The 14,673-nt window shown below is 63.5% G+C and carries 16 protein-coding genes and 1 tRNA gene; 3 read left to right on the top strand and 14 right to left on the bottom strand.

The annotated features are described in order from the left end of the window. Positions 1-12: 12 nt before the first annotated feature. Genes ACN9MO_RS16570 through obgE form a run of 3 tightly spaced genes read right to left on the bottom strand, consistent with a single transcriptional unit; the run spans position 13 to position 3,482 of the window. A complete protein-coding gene (locus ACN9MO_RS16570; RefSeq protein ID WP_113132355.1) occupies positions 13-1,296 on the bottom strand; it encodes a glutamate-5-semialdehyde dehydrogenase in 1,284 nt (427 codons plus the stop codon). Further along, on the bottom strand, positions 1,289-2,458 hold the full coding sequence (gene proB, locus ACN9MO_RS16565; protein ID WP_058325720.1) for a glutamate 5-kinase: 1,170 nt from the start codon (positions 2,456-2,458) through the stop codon (positions 1,289-1,291). Before proB ends, ACN9MO_RS16570 begins: the two co-directional genes overlap by 8 nt. Before the next feature lies 1 nt (position 2,459). Then, positions 2,460-3,482: a GTPase ObgE gene (gene obgE, locus ACN9MO_RS16560; protein ID WP_057254966.1), complete on the bottom strand. Its 1,023-nt coding sequence runs from the start codon at positions 3,480-3,482 to the stop codon at positions 2,460-2,462. An 85-nt stretch (positions 3,483-3,567) separates the two neighbouring features. Between obgE and ACN9MO_RS16555 the strand changes: the two genes are divergently transcribed. Further along, positions 3,568-4,428, top strand: a complete 861-nt coding sequence (locus ACN9MO_RS16555; RefSeq protein WP_112995677.1) for an endonuclease/exonuclease/phosphatase family protein — start codon at positions 3,568-3,570, stop codon at positions 4,426-4,428. Positions 4,429-4,467: 39 nt separating this feature from the next. On the opposite strand, the gene ACN9MO_RS16550 is transcribed toward ACN9MO_RS16555, so the two are convergent. The 4 genes from ACN9MO_RS16550 to rplU form a co-directional block, all read right to left on the bottom strand. Further along, on the bottom strand, positions 4,468-5,052 hold the full coding sequence (locus tag ACN9MO_RS16550; protein WP_093233098.1) for a GNAT family N-acetyltransferase: 585 nt from the start codon (positions 5,050-5,052) through the stop codon (positions 4,468-4,470). Then, the gene (locus tag ACN9MO_RS16545; RefSeq protein WP_034802649.1) at positions 5,049-5,681 is read right to left on the bottom strand and encodes a GNAT family N-acetyltransferase; all 633 of its coding nucleotides are present in this window, start codon (positions 5,679-5,681) and stop codon (positions 5,049-5,051) included. The genes ACN9MO_RS16550 and ACN9MO_RS16545 overlap by 4 nt, the downstream gene beginning before the upstream one ends. Positions 5,682-5,807: 126 nt before the next feature. Then, complete coding sequence (gene rpmA, locus ACN9MO_RS16540; protein ID WP_037470908.1) at positions 5,808-6,077, bottom strand: 50S ribosomal protein L27; 270 nt, start codon at positions 6,075-6,077, stop codon at positions 5,808-5,810. Positions 6,078-6,110: 33 nt separating this feature from the next. After that, complete coding sequence (rplU, locus tag ACN9MO_RS16535; protein WP_057254969.1) at positions 6,111-6,485, bottom strand: 50S ribosomal protein L21; 375 nt, start codon at positions 6,483-6,485, stop codon at positions 6,111-6,113. A gap of 294 nt (positions 6,486-6,779) precedes the next feature. Between rplU and ACN9MO_RS16530 the strand changes: the two genes are divergently transcribed. Further along, a tRNA-Ser gene (locus ACN9MO_RS16530) sits at positions 6,780-6,869 on the top strand. A gap of 126 nt (positions 6,870-6,995) precedes the next feature. On the opposite strand, the gene ACN9MO_RS16525 is transcribed toward ACN9MO_RS16530, so the two are convergent. From ACN9MO_RS16525 to ACN9MO_RS16500, 6 genes are all read right to left on the bottom strand, one after another. After that, entirely contained in the window at positions 6,996-7,433 is a 438-nt protein-coding gene (locus ACN9MO_RS16525) for a hypothetical protein (protein ID WP_309239058.1), read from the bottom strand. 193 nt (positions 7,434-7,626) lie between these two features. After that, positions 7,627-7,890, bottom strand: coding sequence for a hypothetical protein (locus tag ACN9MO_RS16520; RefSeq protein WP_058325717.1), 264 nt, complete (start codon positions 7,888-7,890; stop codon positions 7,627-7,629). A gap of 351 nt (positions 7,891-8,241) precedes the next feature. Beyond that, positions 8,242-9,915 (bottom strand): flotillin family protein, encoded by a 1,674-nt coding sequence (locus ACN9MO_RS16515; protein ID WP_113132356.1) that lies wholly within the window; start codon positions 9,913-9,915, stop codon positions 8,242-8,244. Positions 9,916-9,936: 21 nt separating this feature from the next. Then, positions 9,937-10,566 (bottom strand): OB-fold-containig protein, encoded by a 630-nt coding sequence (locus ACN9MO_RS16510; RefSeq protein ID WP_112995680.1) that lies wholly within the window; start codon positions 10,564-10,566, stop codon positions 9,937-9,939. Positions 10,567-10,571: 5 nt separating this feature from the next. Then, on the bottom strand, positions 10,572-11,705 hold the full coding sequence (locus ACN9MO_RS16505; protein WP_112995681.1) for a PspA/IM30 family protein: 1,134 nt from the start codon (positions 11,703-11,705) through the stop codon (positions 10,572-10,574). Between the two features lie 160 nt (positions 11,706-11,865). Further along, positions 11,866-12,375: a hypothetical protein gene (locus tag ACN9MO_RS16500; RefSeq protein ID WP_113132357.1), complete on the bottom strand. Its 510-nt coding sequence runs from the start codon at positions 12,373-12,375 to the stop codon at positions 11,866-11,868. 242 nt (positions 12,376-12,617) lie between these two features. Here ACN9MO_RS16500 and ACN9MO_RS16495 point away from each other — a divergent pair, with 242 nt between their 5' ends. Beyond that, the gene (locus ACN9MO_RS16495) at positions 12,618-12,779 is read left to right on the top strand and encodes a hypothetical protein (protein ID WP_192495158.1); all 162 of its coding nucleotides are present in this window, start codon (positions 12,618-12,620) and stop codon (positions 12,777-12,779) included. 486 nt (positions 12,780-13,265) lie between these two features. On the opposite strand, the gene ACN9MO_RS16490 is transcribed toward ACN9MO_RS16495, so the two are convergent. Next, positions 13,266-14,576, bottom strand: a complete 1,311-nt coding sequence (locus ACN9MO_RS16490) for an amidase (RefSeq protein ID WP_058325751.1) — start codon at positions 14,574-14,576, stop codon at positions 13,266-13,268. Positions 14,577-14,673 lie beyond the last annotated feature (97 nt).

Here is a 14,673-nt window from a genome sequence, read left to right as displayed (position 1 = left end):
CCCGCGGTCACTTCAGGGCCTGACCTGTCCAGCACCACGCACCCGATACTTGAAGGAGGTCAGTTGCTCGACACCGACTGGTCCGCGCGCGTGCATCTTGCCCGTCGCGATGCCGATCTCGCCGCCCATGCCGAACTCGCCCCCATCGGCAAACTGGGTCGAGGCGTTGTGCAAGAGGATCGCGGAATCGATCTCCGAGAAGAAACGCTCGACCACCGCAGCATCCTCGGCGATGACGGCCTCCGTATGGGCCGACGACCAGGTGGCGATGTGCTCGATGGCGCCCGAGATGCCGTCGACCAGCTTCACCGAGATGATGGCGTCGAGGTATTCCGTTGCCCAGTCTTCGTCGGTCGCGGCCTTTAGGCCGTCGATAGTGCCTGCGAGCTCATCCGACACACGCACTTCGCAGCCGGTCGCAAGTAGGGCGCTCAACAGTGGCTTGACCAGCCGCTCGGCGTCGTTGCGGTCGATCAGCAGCGTTTCGGCCGCGCCACAGATGCCGGTGCGGCGCATCTTGGCGTTGACGACGATCTTTTCCGCCATGGCAAGGTCGGCCGAAGCGTCGACATAGATGTGGCAGAGACCTTCGAGATGAGCAAAGACCGGCACGCGCGCTTCATTCTGGACGCGGGCAACCAGGCTCTTTCCGCCGCGTGGCACGATGACGTCGATTGCGCCGCCAAGACCAGCAAGCATGGCGCCGACGGCGGCGCGGTCGGCGACCGGCACCATCTGGATCGCGTGCTCGGGCAGGCCCGCGGCCCTGAGGCCCTCGACGAGGCAGGCGTGGATGGCGCCCGAGGAATGGAAACTGTCGGAGCCGCCGCGCAGGATCACGGCATTGCCGGCCTTGAGGCAGAGCGCGCCGGCGTCTGCCGTCACGTTGGGCCGGCTTTCATAGATGACGCCGATGACGCCGAGCGGGGTGCGCACGCGCTCGATGTGTAGGCCGTTCGGCCGGTCCCATTCGGCAATCACGTCGCCGACCGGGTCCTTGAACTCGGCGATGGCGCGGATGCCGTTCGCCATGTCGCGGATGCGGCCTTCGGTGAGCGTCAGGCGGTCGATGAAGGCGCTGGCGACGCCGGTCTCGCGGGCGTTTTCCAGGTCGATCGCGTTCGCGGCGAGAATCTCGTCCATGCGCGCGACGATCGCATCAGCCATGGCGATGAGGGCGGCGTGCTTGCGTTCGGCGCTGGCGACAGCAAGCGGTCGGCTGGCGGCCTTGGCCCCGCGGCCGATTTCCAGCATGACGCTCTCGACGTCGTCCTTGTTCTTCACCTCGTCAAGCATGGACCTCATCCTTCCGGCTGCCCCCTTCTTGGGCGCGTTTTCCGGTCATCACCATATCGTCGCGATGCACCATGGCGGCGCGGCCGGCATAGCCGAGGATCGCGGCGATCTCGGCCGATTTCTTGCCGGCGATCTGGCGCGCCTCGTCGGCGTCGTAGCCGGCAAGCCCTCGGGCGATCTCGCGGCCCGATGTGCCGAGAATAGCGATGGTATCGCCGCGGCTGAAGCTGCCGGTGACGTCGCGAACGCCGGCCGGCAGCAGGCTCTTGCCAGAGCGCAACGCCTCTTCGGCACCGGCGTCGACACTGAGTGTTCCGGCGGGCAGCAATTGCCCGGCAATCCAGGTCTTGCGCGCGGTCACCGGTGAACCCGAGGGGGCAAACCAGGAGGAGCGGGCGCCTTCTTCGATTGCTGCAAGCGGATGGTTGGGCTTGCCGGAGGCGATGATCATGGCGCAGCCGGCGGTCGTCGCGATCTTGCCGGCATCGATCTTGGTGCGCATGCCGCCGCGCGAAAGCTCGGACGCGGCACCACCGGCCATGGCCTCGATTTCCGGCGTGATCTCGGCAATCGTTTCGAGGAAGCGGGCATTCGGGTCGAGATGCGGCGGGGCGGTATAGAGCCCGTCGATATCGGAGAGCAGCACCAGGAGGTCGGCGCCGACCATGGTGGCGACGCGGGCGGCGAGGCGATCATTGTCGCCATAGCGGATTTCGGTCGTTGCGACCGTGTCGTTCTCGTTGATGATCGGCACGGCACCGAGCTTCAGCAGCTGGTTGATGGTGGCGCGGGCATTGAGATAACGGCGGCGCTCCTCGGTGTCGCCGAGCGTCAGCAGGACCTGGCCAGCGACGATCGCATCGGTCGAGAGGCTCTCCGACCAGGCGCGCGCCAGCGCGATCTGGCCGACGGCGGCGGCCGCCTGGCTTTCTTCCAGTTTGAGCGCGCCCGCCGGCACGTTGAGCACCGTGCGGCCAAGCGCGATCGCGCCCGATGAGACGACCAGCACTTCGACGCCGTTAGCCTTGAGATTGGCGACATCGGTGCACATCGCGTCGAGCCAGGCTTTTTTCAACCCGGTGGCGCGGTCGACCAGCAATGCCGACCCGATCTTGATGACGACCCGGCGATACTTCAAAAGCGGCTTGCGGGTCTTGGTCATCTTAGAGGTTCTCCTCGCCGAAGCCTTCGCCGGCCTTGGCGGCGACGATGACGCTGCGCAGCGCCCTCAGCGCCTCGGTCATGCCCTTGCCGACTGCGGCGGAAAGCAGAAGGGGCTGTTCGCCACAGGCCTTTGCCAGCGCCTTGGCCTTCACCTTCAATTCGTCCTCGTCGAGCACGTCGATCTGCGACAGCGCGACGATCTGCGGCTTATCCTCGAGGCCGCCGCCATAGGCTTCGAGCTCGTACTTCACCGTCTTATAGGCCTTGGCGACATCTTCTTCCTGGGCGGAAACCAGATGCAGCAGAACGCGGGTGCGCTCGACATGGCCGAGGAAGCGGTCGCCGATGCCCACACCCTCATGCGCGCCTTCGATCAGACCCGGGATATCGGCGATGATGAACTCGTTGCCGTCGATGGTCGCGACGCCGAGATTGGGATGGAGCGTCGTGAACGGGTAGTTGGCGATCTTCGGACGCGCACGGGTGCAGGCGGCGAGGAAGGTCGACTTGCCGGCGTTAGGCAGGCCGACGAGGCCGGCGTCGGCGATCAGCTTCAGCCGCAGCCAGAGGGTCTTCTCATCGCCTTCGAGGCCTGGATTGGCCCAGTTCGGCGCCTGGTTGGTGGACGACTTGAAGCGGGCGTTGCCGAAGCCGCCATTGCCGCCGGCGGCCAGCCGGTAGCGCTGGCCCTCGGCCACCATGTCGACGATCAGCGTCTCGTTGTCTTCCTCGAAGATCTGGGTGCCGACCGGCACCTTCAGCGTCACGTCGTCGCCACCGGCGCCGGTGCGGTTGCGGCCCATGCCGTGCTGGCCGGTCTTGGCCTTGAAGTGCTGCTGGTAGCGGAAGTCGATCAGGGTGTTGAGACCGTTGACGGCCTCCACCCAGACATCGCCGCCGCGACCGCCATCGCCGCCGTCCGGTCCGCCGAACTCGATGAACTTCTCGCGCCGGAACGAGACGGCGCCTGCGCCGCCGTCGCCGGAGCGGATATAGACTTTCGTTTCGTCGAGAAATTTCATTGGGCTGCCATCTGTTCGGTGTAGGTGCGCGGTCTTAATTTGCCGCCATCGATATAGGCGGTTTATTCGGAGGTCAAAGAATATCGTGCGGTTCGTCAGCTACAACATCCAATACGGTATCGGTCTCGACGGCCGCTTCGACCCCGAACGCATCGCGGCCTCGGTCGGGGACGCCGACATCATTGCGTTGCAGGAAGTAACGCGCGGTTTTCATCGCAACGATCACGTCGATCTCGTCGCCCGCTTCGAAAAGTTGTTCCCGGGTCATTTCGCGGCCTTTCACGCGCCCTGCGATATCGACGTCGGCTCGACGATCGAAGATGGCCGCGCCGTCAGCCGCCGCTTCCAGTTCGGCAACATGATCCTGTCGCGCTGGCCGATCCTTGCGACGCGGCTGATCCCCCTGCCACGCACCCGCACGATCAGCCCGATGAACCTGCAGCGCGGTGCGACCGAAGCGTTGATCGCGACGCCCGGCGGTCCGCTCCGGGTCTATTCCGTGCATCTCGATCATGTGCTTCCCGCCGAGCGCATCGCCCAGATCCGCTACCTGAAGGACCGGTTGCTCGGCTATCCGCTCGAAGGTGGCGCGATCACCGGGGCGGTCGATTTCGGCCTTGCCGAGCCGCCGCATCCGGAGGACTTCGTCGTCATGGGCGATTTCAACATGGAGCCGGAGACGCCGGAATATTGTGCCATGGTGGGTGCGCGCGATGCCTACTATGGCCGTTCGCTGCGGCTTGAGAATCCGGTCGACGTGCTTGCCCATCTCGGTCGACTGACGCCGGAAAGCTATAGCTGGATTCATCCCGAAAACCCCGAAAAACGCATGCACCTCGACTATTGTTTCTTAAGCGCCGGCCTCGTTCCGCGGTTGACGGACGCCTGGACGGAATATGACGCCAAGGGCTCCGATCACCTGCCAGTCGGCTTCACGCTTTCATGAAAAATCCCCCGCAAAGGCGAGCTTCGCGGGGGATGTCGTTCAATGCGGTCGGTGCAGATCGGCAGCGGTCAGCCGGGTTTCGATATGCGCGACCATGGCGTTGCGGGCGAGCGCATAGACCTGGGTGCAGCCGGTGATCTGAAAGCCGATCTTTTCCTGCACCTTCAGCGAGCCCGGATTGTCGGCAAAGACGCCGGAATGCAGCATCGTTTCCGGCATGCGGCGGAAGAAGCGCTCGACCGCGGCATAGACCGCCTCGGAGGCAAAACCCTTGCCCCAGTAGAAGCGGTTCAGCCAGTAGCCGACATGCCATTGGCCATGGCGGAGCTCGATGCCGACGCAACCGATATGCACGTCGTCGCCAGTGGTGACGGCGAATGTCCAGTCGGGCGTCAGGCCTGAGGTCTGCGCCGTCAGCCAGTCGAGCGCGTCCTGCAGGTCGTAGGGCGCCGGAACGCGCGCAAGCATGCGCGCCACCTGGAAATCGCCGAGCGACTGGGCGATCGCCTCGGCGTCATTTCGCCGGTGCGGGCGCAGGACAAGACGCTTCGTCTCGATGACCGGGCAGGGCCCGGGACCGGGGCGGGCGACGACCCGCTGGCGTTCGGAAACGAGCGCGTTCATCGCATGCCTCCCCAGCTTCTCAAGGAGACCCAGGTCTTGCGGTCGAGCCGGTACCATTCGACAGCGATCGAGCCGCCGAGCGCCAGGCTGCCGACCATGCCGCTTCCCTGGAACTGGAAGCCGCACTTCTGGATGACCCGGCGGGATGCGAGGTTCATGACCCGGCAGCGCGCATCGATCTGGTCGATATCGCGGGTGCGGAAGGCCATGTCGGTCAGGACCTGGGCCGCCTCGGTGGCATAGCCCTGGTTCCAGTATGGTTCGCCCAGCCAATAGCCAAGTTCCGCCGTCTTGCCGTCGGGATGCGGCTCGATACCGCAGCAACCGAGAAATGCGCCATTGTCCGCCTTGGTAATCGCGTAGACGCACTTGCCAATCGTGCCGGCTTTCGCGCGTCGCACGAAGTCGGCGGCATCGGCCGTCGTATACGGGTGCGGCATGCGCGAGACCATGGTCGCGACATTGGCATTGTTGGCAAGATGGGCAAGGGCGTCGATATCGTCTTCATGGGGCGCGCGCAGAACGAGCCGGGGTGACAACAATATCGGGCAATCGGTCCTTGACCGTTGGGGCCTCAGCCTCTGCTCGGGAGACCGGGATTGGTCTTCCCTCAACAACTCGGTTTGCATGGTTTCCTCCAGAAACGAAAAAGGGGAGTTGGGTATTGCCCCATCTCCCCTTTGAAGTCTGGCTTGGAACCATCAGGTGCGTCAGCCGGGTCGATGAGACGCCGGCTGTTTTAGAGCGCTACCGGCTTATTCCGCTGCTTCGGCTTTCGGCATTACAGACACGTACACGCGGCCATTGGCCTTCGTACGGAAGTCCACGTTGCCGGCCGTAAGTGCAAAAATCGTGTGGTCCTTACCGAGGCCGACATTGGCGCCCGGATGCCACTTCGTGCCGCGCTGGCGCACGATGATGTTGCCTGCAACGACGTTTTCGCCGCCGAACTTCTTCACGCCAAGGCGCTTGGACTCAGAATCGCGACCGTTACGCGACGAACCGCCAGCTTTTTTGTGTGCCATTGGTGTTCTCCTTTAAACCTTAGATCCCTGAACTCAGTTTGCAGCGGCTTCAGCGGCGGCTTCGGTCTTTTTCGAAGCCTTCTTCGCCTTGCCACCAGCAGCAGCGATGTCCAGGATGCGGACGGTCGTCTGGTGCTGGCGGTGACCGCGCGAACGCTTGGAGTTCTGGCGGCGACGCTTCTTGAAGGCGATGACCTTCTTGGCGCGGCCCTGTTCCACAACTTCAGCGCTGACAACGGCGCCTTCGACAAACGGAGCACCGATGGTTGCATCGGCGCCAACGCCGACCATCAGGATCTCGGTGAATTCGATCTTGTCGCCTGCAACGCCTTCCAGCTTTTCGATGGTGAGGACGTCGTTGGCGGCCACGCGGTACTGCTTACCGCCGGTCTTGATGACTGCGAACATTTTTTATCCTTTCATGTTCGATCCGGCTCTCTGCCCGAGGACAAGGCCGTCTTTTTGTCAGTCGACAGTTGAGTGGAATGCCCAAAAGGATATCCACCGGTGAAAGGGCGCAAATCACACCCGATGCGGAATGGCCAGGCCACACCACTTCATTGCGCGGATTACAAGGAATCGCGCGTGTGTGTCAAGGCGAAAGCAACGGGGCCGTTACATATTCTTCAAACAGGCCCTTGCCAGCACCCGAATCTGCCGCTATGAACCCGACCGCGCTAACCAAGCGCCGACCAGCAAAGCGGAGAGGTGGCTGAGTGGTCGAAAGCACCGCACTCGAAATGCGGCGTACGGGCAACCGTACCGTGGGTTCGAATCCCACCCTCTCCGCCATATTTTCTTCGACTCAATCGTCGCAATCATGCCGCAGTTCGTCAAACGGCCAGAGATGGCGGCGCGAATCTCGTAGTTCCGTCAAAGGCCCGTTGCACGACGTGACCTGCTCCGGCAGGGCCTGCGTCAGGCGACTTTCAGAGCTGCCGATATTTCCGACAAGGTAGCTTTCTCCGCGTCGCTCACCGCAACGCCGCCAAAGCCCATGAAGCCACCTTCCTTGGCGGCCTCTGCCACCCGTTGGCTGATCTGGTACAGCCATGCGGCGAATGCCCCGGCGTCGCCGGGCGCCTTGGTCTCGACGGTGGTTCGGGCCTGCCGCAGCGTTTCAATGCAACGAGTCTTCATTTCTTGGGGCTTGGCACCTTTGAGTTTTGCCTGCAGGCCGTCGCGGGCGGCGGTCCGTCCTTCCGAGGTTTCGAAGTCGGCGACAAGCGCTTTGACAAGGGGATTTGCGGCATCCGATTTTGCCTGCAGAAGCGCGCTGCTATTGGCGATGCCCTCCTTCAGCATACCCCAGAGGCCGCTCGGCTCTGCCGCCGTCACGGCAATGCCGGCCATCATCACGCTCTCCAAGAGCAGCGTCCATTCTTCCGAGGTGAATGTCGATTTGTCAGCCATGGCTGATCCTCCTTCGTTCGATTTTGTCGATGACAATTGCCGCCAGTCCGCGCAGCGCGCAAAAGGCCGGCGGTCTCTCTCTCTCTCTCTCTCTCTCTCTCTCTCTCTCTCTCTCTCTCTCTCTCTAGCCGCTCTGTCAGGCCGACAGGCCGGCGAGCTTGGCCTTCAATGCGTCGATCGTCGGCTTTAGGATGTCTGAAACGCCGGGGATGGCCAACACCTTGTCGAACAGCCCGTTGAGCGTCGGCATCATCGGCCCGACCAGTGCCGAAAGGGCTGCCTTTTGCTCGGCAGACAGTTGCCCGGCCGTGCTGCTTACCTTGTCGAACCCGCCTGAGATCTCCTCCAGGCCATTGGCTTTTCCTCCACGTTGATGTCGTCGGACATCGACAGCACTCATGGAGCGGTCGCCCGACGGCGCGGCAATTGGCTGCAAACAATTCGCGTTTATCTGATTATCGTCTGCGAGACCGGTTCGTCTGGAACCCTCGGCGCGAAAATATTAGCACTTGTGGGTGTATTTGCCCAGTTCACGGCAACTTGCGGAAACGGCGGCGCTCGGGGCAAGCAACACGCGCCACGGTGCGCCCGCATTTTGACCGACCCATGGCCTGTCGCCAAAAAGGGAGCGAGGCGGGCGGACGTTCTCCAGCTCGTAGGCCGGATTTCCCGGTCGGAGCGGCAGCGTCGGTGACTGCTCACAGTCGGATCCCCGGCCCCACAAGGGGTCAGGGATCTTGTCAGTCTTGCCTTACTTCTTCGGTGCTTTCTCCGCAGGTGCCGGGGCCTGTAGGTCGCCGAGCAGCGAGGAAATGGCGTTTTCGCCGTTGAAGCCGGCCTCCTTCAGCAGCTGGTCGAGGACCGGTTTGTTGGCCTGATAGGCGAGTAGCTGGCCCGCAAGGCCGTCGCCGAGGCCGATGCCGTTCTTGGCGCCTTCGCCGCCTGCACCGCGGCCGAGCATGCCGCCGGTGTCGAAGATGCGGATGTCGGAGATCTTCTCGATCGGCTTGACCGCTTCAGCCAGCGCTTCGGGAATGATGCGGATGCGCTCGCGTAGGATCTCGAACTCGATGATGGCGGAGCTCAGCTTGTTGCGGGCTTCGTTGAGCAGGGCCTCGCTTTCGGCCGCGGCCTTGCCGGTTTCGAGCACGCCCTTGGCCTTGATGATGGCCGCTTCGGCTTCGGCGGTGGCGAGCGTCTTGATCGCATCGGCCTGGTCGAGGGCCGCCTGCTTTTCGGCTTCGGCGCCAACGGTCACGGCCGTTGCTTCGGTTTCGGCGTTCTTGCGGGCGTCGATGACGGCGATCTGGCGTTCGCGTTCGGCGATTTCCACGGCCTTTGCGGTTTCGACCTTTTCTTCTGCGGCAATCGCTAGGGCACGGGCGTTTTCGGCCTTGGCCTTGGCTTCCGATTCCTCGCGGCTCTTGTTGGCGACGGCGATGGCGCTTTCCTGAGAGACGATCTGCAGATCGCGCTTGGCTTCCGTGTCGCGCTGCTGGACAGACCGGGTCGCGTCGATGTTGGCGCTTTCACGAACCTGCTTGGCGGTCGCCTCGCGCTCGGCAATCGCCTGTTCGGTGGCAATGCGGGCTTCTTCTTCCGCGCGCTTGGCGGCCTGCTCCTGCTGCGCGGTTTCGGCCCGGGTGGCGGCCGACTTGTTGGCGATGTCGCGCTCCTGGTTCAGTTCCGCCTCGCGCTTGGTGCGCTCGATCGCCAGCGACTGCTGGCGGGCTTCCAGGTCCTTCTGGGCGATGGCGACTTCGGTGTCGCGGACGATCTCGTTGCGCTCCTTCTTGCGGCCCTCGGTGATGCGGGTCAGCGCCGCCAGGCCATGGGCGTCGAAGAAGTTGTTGGCGTTGAAATGCTTGATATCCGTCTGGTCGAGGCGGGTCAGCGAAACGGATTCGAGCTCGAGACCGTTCGACTGCAGGTCGGCGCCGACCGCCTCCTGCACCGCCTTGACGAAATCCATGCGCTGCTCCTGCAGCGCGTCGAGGCTCATGGTGGCGGCAACCGAGCGCAGGCCGTCGACGAACTTCGCCTCGATCAGCACGCGCAGTTGCTCCGCGTCATTGGTGCGGTCGCCGAGCGTCTGGGCCGCAAGCGCGATCGAGGAGGCATCGGGTTTGACGCGGACATAGAATTCCGCGCCGATATCGACGCGCATACGATCCTTGGTGATCAGCGCGTCGCCTTCGCCGCGGCGGACCTCGAGGCGGAGCGTTTTCAAGTTGACGCGGGCGATCGAGTGGAAGATCGGCAGCACGATGGAGCCTCCGTCGAGGACCACCTTCTGGCCGCCGAGGCCGGTGCGCACATAGGCTTCATCGCGGCTCGAGCGGGTATAGAGCGATGCAAGAACAAAGCCGATGCCGAGGATCAGGACGATGCCGATGCCGGCCGGCACCAAGAGTTCGTAAAACATGGTTGCTCCGATGAGGAAGGATTAAGGGTTTGGCGGCGTCAGCAGGTCCGACGGCGCGGATATCGCAATAAAAATGTCTGATGCGCGATCAACGATCAGCACCTGCGCGCCGATGGCGATCGGCTGCTCGTTGCGGGCGGCCCGCGCGCGCAGTACGTGCCAGTTGCCGTGGCGATCCTTGAGGCGGATGCGTCCCGGCAGGCCCTGGTCCAGCGGACCGACAGTGACTTCGCCGCTGCGGCCGACGAAATCGCCGAGGTCGACGACATAGCTTTCGTCACGCGGGACGATCTTCGCCACCCACCGGCTCGACGCGCGAACTGCGGGTAGCGAGAAGGCGAGCGCCGGCAGGGCCGCGGCAAGCGCCGGCAGCGGCGCCCACAGGGCTCCTGCCACCGCCTGAATGACAAACCCGGACATGGCGAAGAGGCCGAGGAAAAGCATCAGCAGAACAAGCAGCGGCACGCCGCCGACATTGAACCAGGACATCAGTCCGCCCAGCGCGTTGTGGTCGTCCAGCCAGGCCTTGTCGATCGCCTCGCCCAGCGAAAAGCCGAGCAGCAGGCAGAGGATCTCGATGCCGGTGAAGGCGGCCAGCATCACCGCCGCAACCGCGAATGGCAGGGATTCCGGGGCGAGGAAAAACAGCATGGGCGTCAGTGCTGCCTTGCCTTGAGCGCGGCCAGCCTCGCCTCGATCGCCCGGTCGCGATGCAGGCGGTCGAGTTCGTCCAGCTCGGCGCTGCTTCCTTGTTCTCCACCCGGCACGCCCGTAGCGCGGGAGACGGCGGCGGCGGCGCGGGCCGCGCCTTCCACCGGGCTCGGCTTGGCCAGGCTGGATGCCTTGCTCTCGGGGAACTGGGCGATGCTGCGCTTGAGATCGGCGAGCCGCGCTTCGGCTTCGCGGCGGGTGGCGAGGACCGCCTGGAGCGCCTGCTGGCCCTCTTCGAGATCGGTGCGGGCGCCGGCCAGCGCCTTGTCCAGAGCGGCAAGCTGCGATTCCAGATCGATCTGGCGTGCGACGCCGGCCTTGGCGAGGTCCTCTCGGGCGGCGGAGATCGCGGTCCGGATCTTTTCGTCCAGTTTCGTGAGATCAGCGCCGATTTCGTCGCGGCGGCTGAGGATGCGGTATTCCTCGGCACGCGCCTGTCCGATATCGACCCGGGCTTCTTCGGCGGCGGCGTCGATTTCGCGGAGCGCCTGTTCGACGATCACGATCTTGTTGCTGCCTTCCGCCTTGTCGACGGCGGCATTGGCGAGACCGGCGATCAAGCGGCCCATGCGCGATAGGATGCCTTCATTCGTCATCATTTTCTTCTCCGTTCGGTCGGAATGCGTGGTGACGCCGATGTGGATCTGATAGCCGCCGTCTTGTGCAACGAGCTGGGCGGCGAAGATATTCAAGGTGCCGGGCGAATAGCCGGCGACATCGTAGGGGATGGCGACGCGACCGCGCACGGTGGCGACGGTCAGATCCGACGGTCCCTTGATTGCAAAAAGCTTGTCGTCCAGCGGCAGCCTTTCGGCGTTGGCCGCCTGTCCCCGGTTCGCCGCGAAGTCGCGCAGTCCGAGCGTGACCATCCGTGCCGGAAGCCCCGTACGCTCGCGGACCGTTTCGTAGGCAAGCTCGTGCAGGGTTACGAGGTTGGCCCCCGCCTTTTCACCGGCCAGTTCATCGAGCATTGCGAGCATATTGGCGTAGGCGACGAAGGTTTCCTCCAGCGCGTGTCTGGCCTCCTCGTCAGGCGCGAGGTCGTAGCACAAGATCGACGTGTGGTTGCTCTGAGCCATGAGTAATTACATAAAGCACCGCTTTTGTGCTTTCAAGGATCGGCTCAGTTTTAGGTTGTAATTTTCTTACATTGAACGCGGCCACGACCGTTGCGCTCGAAAAGCGGGTCGGGACCGGCGGAGGAGGGTGACGCCGGAGGTGCGAAATCGCCCGGCGGACTCAATCCGCTGCGTTGTTGCGGAGCCAGGTTTCCAGCGCGGCGATGACGGACAGTCGCAGGCTTGCGCCCTTGGACAAAGCGCGGGTGAGGGACATGTCGTCGCCTGCAAAACCCATCTCGGCCATGATGTCGTTCGCGCGCATCCGGCGGCGGTTCATGATGGTGCGGATTTCGGCGATCGTTTCAGGAAGGAGATAGCGACCGCTGGCAATCGCCGCGGCTTGGTGCGCCACGAGCGGCGGATCGTTTTCTGCTTGTGCGGAGGCCATTTCCACGGCGCCATTGCTGCTCAGCCACTTCAGGAAAGTCTCACGCTCGGCGGGGCTTGCCTTGGTCCAGGAATTCTTGAGTTTGTCGAGGCGGGTGCGCTCGTCCTTGAGCCCTGCCGCAACAAGCGCCTTGCGCAGCGATGGGATGCGGCCGGCCAGCAGGTCCGCATGAATATCAGGGAAATCGAGCTTCAGGCGCTGCACGTCAACGGTTTCGTCGCGCTTGATTTTTTTCGACATGCTCGTTCCCGCGTCGTTCGTCCGCGACATGCTCTAGCGCGCTCGCGCGCCGGGCGCGAGCGAAATAGGTCGCTATCCTCTATCCTTTGGAGGTCGATCCCGTTAGGGAGCACATGAGTATAACGCGCAGCTGCGTGCAGAGTGCCCTTCCTCGCACATCATGCGTCCAGCTTTACGCAAGTCCCTTTGCCTATCGTCACCTCAATGGCCGGGATGTGACACGGCGAATGAAGGACAATGATATGTCAAACGATATCGAGCATTACCGCGACCCATCCGATTCGATGGTTGCCCTCTATCTCGCGAACAATGACGGCGACGAACTGACCGATGTCCTGGTCGCCGCGCTTGAAGATGCGTTCCGCATCCTCCGCGACGAGATCTCCGGCGAAACGATGCATTGAGCGGAGCGTGTCTCCTCCACGAAGTATTCTTGGAACGTAATCCACCATCGGTTGCGAATCGAATCATGGATATCCTATTCTGGCCGGGTTCCAATCGGCGACGCGTCGGATTTCGGGAGAGTTCGCGGCCGCTTATCGCCAGCGCTAGGGGAGGCGTATGAGCATGACATTTTCTATCTGGCATATGGTCATGGCGCTGCTGATCATCGGCGTACCCGTCTGGCTGATCCTTCGGGCCTTGAAGCGCTCACGCTAAAGCACGCCGCGATCAATTCTGCTTCATCGCATATCGCTGTCGCAAAATCGGCGCGCACTTCACTCGGCATGCTTGGCGCATCAAGGCGCGAGCGATCGGCCGTAGAGAACAGGGCGTTGCGGGGTCCGATTTCGACGGGATTCGTGCCCGCTCGATGTCCTTATCGACAGCGACTGCTGAACCGGCCTGTTTACAGGCCGGTGTTTCATTCGATGACCATCGGGCGACGCTCAATTTTCCTGAAGCAGCGCCTCGGCCGAAAGGGCTGAGGCCAGTACGGTCGCATCGGTTCCGTTTCGCCCAACCAGCATCAGTCCGGCCGGCCGCACGAGACCCGGCATCGGCAGGGTGATGGCGTTGAGATCGAACTGGTTGGCAACCTGGCAATTGCGTAGGAGCAGTCCCTCGACGCGGTTGTATTCCGCCACGTCCGTTTCGACGCTGGCGATCGGCACGGCGGCGATCGGTGTCGTCGGCAGTGCGATGAGATCGAAGGGCGAAAGCCGCTCGTCCATGGCGGCGGCGAGTGCGCGCCGAGTTTCCAACAGGGCCGAGATGGCTGCATCCGGTACGGTGAGGCGGCGGCGAAGCGGGAGCTTGACCCTGTCATCGACGGGAGCACCATCGTCATTTAGCCAGCCGGCATGGATGCGGCTTGCTTCCAGGCCGGCGATCGAGCCGATTCGCGTTGCTTCGGCAAGCCGCTCAATCAAGTCATCGAGTGTACAGTCGACGATCTCGGCGCCCGCCTTGGCCAGCCGGTCGAGGCTTGCGGCAAAGGCATTGGCGATTTCGGGCGAGAGCTCTTCGAGCAGCCTTCCCCGGGGAATACCGATGCGAAGTCCTGCAATCGGGCGGGCGACAGGCGGTATCGGTTGCTCACCGGCCATCACGGCGTCTGTTATCGCGCAATCGGCAACGGTTCGGGCGAGCGGCCCGAGCGAATCGAGGCTCGGCGACAGCGGAAAGGAACCATCGAGCGGAACGCGGCTGGCCGTCGGTTTGAAGCCGACGATGCCGTTGAGCGCTGCGGGGATTCGTATCGAGCCGCCGGTGTCGGAACCGATGGCGATGTCGCAGGTGCCTTCGGCCGCCGAAACCCCGGCACCGGAAGACGAGCCGCCGGGGATGAGCCGCTGGTCGGTGGCGTTTCCGGGCACCGGATAGTGCGGGTTGAGGCCGACCGCGGTGAAGGCGAACTCGGTCATGTGGGTCTTGCCGATGATTACGGCACCCGCGGCGCGCAGCCGCTGGACGACGAGCGCGTCTCTTTGGGCCGGTGCCGCATCGCGACGGATGATGGAACCGGCAAGCGTTTGCTCGCCCGCCACGTCGAAGAGATCCTTGATCGAAACGATCTTGCCGTCGAGCGCACCAAGGCTCGCGCCGCCTTGCCGCCGGCGGTCGGCGGCATCAGCTTCCGCGCGGGCACGTTCCGCATAGAGGCGCACGAAGGCTTTTTCTTCGTGCCGGCGATCGTTGAGCCGGCTCAGGATCTGTTCCAGTCGATCGCGGGCGGGCGTGTTGGCAAAGTGAGACACGATGATGACCTGTCGATTTCGGTGTCGCCGCGCGGCGGCATGAGGCGGGATCATTGCCCGGATTCGCGAAAGCTGCCGAGCTATCTACTTTGATAGC

It is taken from the genome of Ensifer sp. R-19, assembly GCF_049905105.1.
In the GTDB taxonomy this organism is placed as follows: domain Bacteria; phylum Pseudomonadota; class Alphaproteobacteria; order Rhizobiales; family Rhizobiaceae; genus Ensifer.
The sequence above is the reverse complement of the archived record's forward strand: the minus strand, read 5'-3'. Positions and strand labels throughout refer to the sequence as shown.